The sequence below is a fragment of the Flavobacterium agri genome, assembly GCF_013401995.1.
GTDB lineage: Bacteria > Bacteroidota > Bacteroidia > Flavobacteriales > Flavobacteriaceae > Flavobacterium > Flavobacterium agri.
This window is the reverse complement of record NZ_JACBJI010000023.1, coordinates 1-3,422: the sequence shown is the minus strand read 5'-3', so window position 1 is coordinate 3,422 and position 3,422 is coordinate 1. Positions and strand designations below refer to the sequence as shown.

At 34.6% G+C, this 3,422-nt stretch carries 4 protein-coding genes; 3 read left to right on the top strand and 1 reads right to left on the bottom strand.

Annotation, left to right across the window (positions count from 1 at the left end; translation table 11 throughout):
• Positions 1-307: 307 nt before the first annotated feature.
• Both HZF10_RS17790 and HZF10_RS17785 read left to right on the top strand, forming a co-directional pair.
• Positions 308-1,144: a hypothetical protein gene (locus tag HZF10_RS17790; protein ID WP_176007592.1), complete on the top strand. Its 837-nt coding sequence runs from the start codon at positions 308-310 to the stop codon at positions 1,142-1,144.
• Complete coding sequence (locus tag HZF10_RS17785; RefSeq protein WP_176007591.1) at positions 1,144-1,626, top strand: hypothetical protein; 483 nt, start codon at positions 1,144-1,146, stop codon at positions 1,624-1,626. Before HZF10_RS17790 ends, HZF10_RS17785 begins: the two co-directional genes overlap by 1 nt.
• A 133-nt stretch (positions 1,627-1,759) precedes the next feature.
• Here HZF10_RS17785 and HZF10_RS17780 read toward each other — a convergent pair whose 3' ends face one another.
• Positions 1,760-3,040, bottom strand: a complete 1,281-nt coding sequence (locus HZF10_RS17780) for a GmrSD restriction endonuclease domain-containing protein (protein WP_176007590.1) — start codon at positions 3,038-3,040, stop codon at positions 1,760-1,762.
• 104 nt (positions 3,041-3,144) lie between these two features.
• Here HZF10_RS17780 and HZF10_RS17775 point away from each other — a divergent pair, with 104 nt between their 5' ends.
• The gene (locus HZF10_RS17775; protein ID WP_176007589.1) at positions 3,145-3,312 is read left to right on the top strand and encodes a hypothetical protein; all 168 of its coding nucleotides are present in this window, start codon (positions 3,145-3,147) and stop codon (positions 3,310-3,312) included.
• Positions 3,313-3,422: the final 110 nt, after the last annotated feature.

Genomic DNA, 3,422 nt, shown 5'->3' with positions numbered 1-3,422 from the left:
TTTGCTGCAACATAGAGTAGGATAAACAAAAAGGTCTTCATTGTGGATTTTTTCATAGTTGCAGGTAACGTTAGGCCTATCTTGGCCGTCGCGGCTTGCGGAGAAAGTACTCTCCGCTTGGACGAAAGGTAGCAAAACTTTTGGATTTTTCTAACTTGGAAAGTTTGAAAAATCCAATGTTTTGCGGCTTTGGAAATGACACTTCCCGTCACCGAAAACCAGCGATGGATCAAGATAGGCGGTTAGTTGCTGCCTTTTTAAAATGGTTTTCTATATTTATAAAATATTAAAAACCAACAAACAAGCTATGAGTGATAAACAAATTGTATTTGATCTTTACCGATTCCATCTTCACTTAATTGAAAGTGATCAAATAGTATTGTTTCCAAATCAGTATACGAAAGATGAGTTACTGGAAAACAAAAATGCGATACTGTATGGAATTTTAGAAAATCTATATGAAAATGTTACCGACTTTCCAATTATTCAATTCAATAAGAATGATGAGACATTAATTTTTGGAGTCGCTAATAAAAAGAAGCTTCAATATTATCAAAACTTTCAAAAACACTCAATAAACTCCGAACCTTTTGTATATGTAATTATTAATACGAATCCTGAATCGCAAAAAGTAGGAGTAAGTAGGAATGTTGAGGCATTTACAAGCGAATCGGCAGCAATAAATGTTTTGCTCAGAGTTTTCAATAAATATCTAAAAAGCTATGGCTTAAAAATAAGTTTTGAAAAAATATATGATAAAAAGGAATTTTGGAGTCTTTTGAAACAATACTCTGGAAAAATCAAAATGCTGAGATTTGAGATTATTAAGCCGAATATGTCTTCAATATCAAGTTCTATTAAGGATTATTTGAAGCCATTGATTGAAAAAACGAATAGTCAAACAACGAAGATTTCGCTTGAAGCGGATAAAGGAGAAACGTTGGACAAAATTACTCCAAAAAATGAGCAGCTGAACTCGCTCGTTGAATATACTAGCGAAGGTGGTGGAAATGTAGTATTAAGGGTTAATGACCAAAGAAAATTAATCAAGTCATCCGATTTGTCGAAAACTTTAGTCGTTCCCGAAGCAAGCTTAAAAGGAAGCGAATTACCTTTCGGAGACTGGATGGCAAAATTTAAGTGATGCACAAGTACAGACTGAAAGATATTAGGAATTTTCTCATCCACGAGCTGATTTGTTTGTGGATAAGTTATTTTATTGTTCAGAACGAATGGTCCTGGTTTTCCAATATTTTGGTAGAAAATTACTTTACTTTCAGTTTTGCAGTTGTTGGACTTTGTTTTGCAATTTATAGTTTAACGATACCTAAGCTTATTGAGATAAAACATGCATTAAAATTAGAGGCAAAACCATTTAAAATTATTTTTAAGGAAATGAAATTCTCTCAATATAAACTTTGGGTATGTTTCATTTTAGGTTTTGTAATGATGCTAACGGTTAAATATTTTGAAACTTGTTCTGATAATAAATTTGCTTGTATAAGCGCGCTTTCCATTTTATTTTCGACGATCTCCACTAGTTTTGAAATTTTATTTGATACTTCAAAAAGTATCTTCATAATATCTGACTTGGGCACTGTCGATTCTGACGAAGGTAGCAACTAACGTTAGGCCGCCAGCCGAAGTTGCGGCCAAGCGAACTGAGTTGTCTCTGCCAAGATAGAACTTTCTTCGTGAACGAACAACTTCCGGCTACCGAAAACCCGCAATTTTGGCTGGCGGCGGTTAGCAGCAGTAACTACCTATTTCCTTTAGATTTATTGCACGTTTCATGCGCCAGTTGAGCATTTCCTAAGTTTGTAAAACCACCTTTATCCCATGGTTTTACATGATCAATTTGGTAATCATCATAACCAGCTATTTCTGTGGTACAAATTCCGCATATTTTTTCTTTTGCACTATGCCACAAAAATTGTTTTTCAAAATCAGTAAAATGCCTTTTACTATCACGAGGAATGCAAAATGGTTCTAACAGATTTGTCAATATAGTGTGGCGGAACTTTCTATTTGCGATAATATCCCCAGCATTAATTGTTCCCTCGAAATATTTTAGCATATCCGGATTTGTACTGCCAAGAAATGCATTTTTACTTAGTTCAATTAATGCTTGTCTAATTTCCGGATATATTTCTGGGGAGATTTTGTAATTTTTGTTTTTCGTTAAATCATACAAAACATAAAACAGAGAATAGAAATCATTTTTATTATGAAATCTTGTAGTTTTAATATCTTCATCCAAGATCTTATCTAATAAAGATAATGTACTCCTAAAAGCCTTTTTCCATGCAATAACTTCGTCCTCATCCATTGAATCAAATTCTGCATATATCTTATCAAGAGTTTTCTTTTTATCCTGAAGACCTTTAATCATCGCGGCAAAAAGTTCTGAAATAAATTCGGCGTCAAGCATTCTCTTCACATCGGTAGCAGATAAAATTTTATTTTCTACTAAGTAATCGTCTTGTTCTTCGGCAACTGTAAATACCATTCCTTTAAAGTCACCATTGTAAGCGGCATTTCTTAACTCTTGATTATTTAGTTTTGCTCCACTTAAGTTTAAGCGAATGAACATATCATTGATTTCTTTATCATTTGCATCTTCGAGTTCTTCAAAAGATAGCTTATATCGCCAAAATTCGTCCAAAAGGTTTCCAGGTAAAGTTTTAAAGGATAAGCCTTCAAATCTCTCTGGAAATGATTCAGGTTTTGGATGTTGCTTTTTTGTTAAAATGAATTCTTTTCCATCTTCCATTTTACCATTGATAAAATCAAAAATTGCCGTTAATCGTTGTTGTCCATCAACAACATCGTAGATAGTCTTTCCCGTTTTAGAGTCGACTTTAATTTGAATGAAAAATTTAGGAATAGGCAATCCTTGTAAAATTGTATCTATTAGATAAACTTTATTTTTATAACTCCAAACTGGCCGGCGTTGATAGTTTGGCGTTAGATTTACTTTTCCAAGAGTATTCAAGTCATTTATTTCCGAAATGGGTTTTGCGTTTAAATTTGTTCTCATGTTGTTTAGTCGATTTGTCGATGTTATTGCTGCTAACGTTTGGCGGCTTCTTTGTCGCCGCGACCTTTCGGAGAGAGTACTCTCCGCTATTGGAAACGAAGTTAATGAAAAAGATTTTCCCAAACCACAAAAGGAGCGGTGGCGAAGAGCCGCTGTTACTGGCCGTTTGTGCTCACGAAAGAATGGAAAGAGAATTCTCAGCAGTGGTAAAATTGTCCGCCGAAGGCATTACGGAATTTAGTAAGGAAATTTTTGGCGAAGCCTTTCGCTAAAAGCGAAAAAGAAATAATACGTTGCAAATGGACAGTAACGTTAGGCCGCTAATTTTGGTCGCGGCGTTTCGGAGCGAGTACTCTCCGCTGAAAAGTACGAAATTAAAGAA

Excerpts from the sequence above, each read along its gene's own strand:
- HZF10_RS17790 (WP_176007592.1), top strand. The coding sequence starts at position 308 with ATGAGTGATAAACAAATTGTATTTGATCTTTACCGATTCCATCTTCAC.
- HZF10_RS17785 (WP_176007591.1), top strand. The coding sequence starts at position 1,144 with ATGCACAAGTACAGACTGAAAGATATTAGGAATTTTCTCATCCACGAG.
- HZF10_RS17780 (WP_176007590.1), bottom strand. The coding sequence starts at position 3,040 with ATGAGAACAAATTTAAACGCAAAACCCATTTCGGAAATAAATGACTTG.
- HZF10_RS17775 (WP_176007589.1), top strand. The coding sequence starts at position 3,145 with ATGAAAAAGATTTTCCCAAACCACAAAAGGAGCGGTGGCGAAGAGCCG.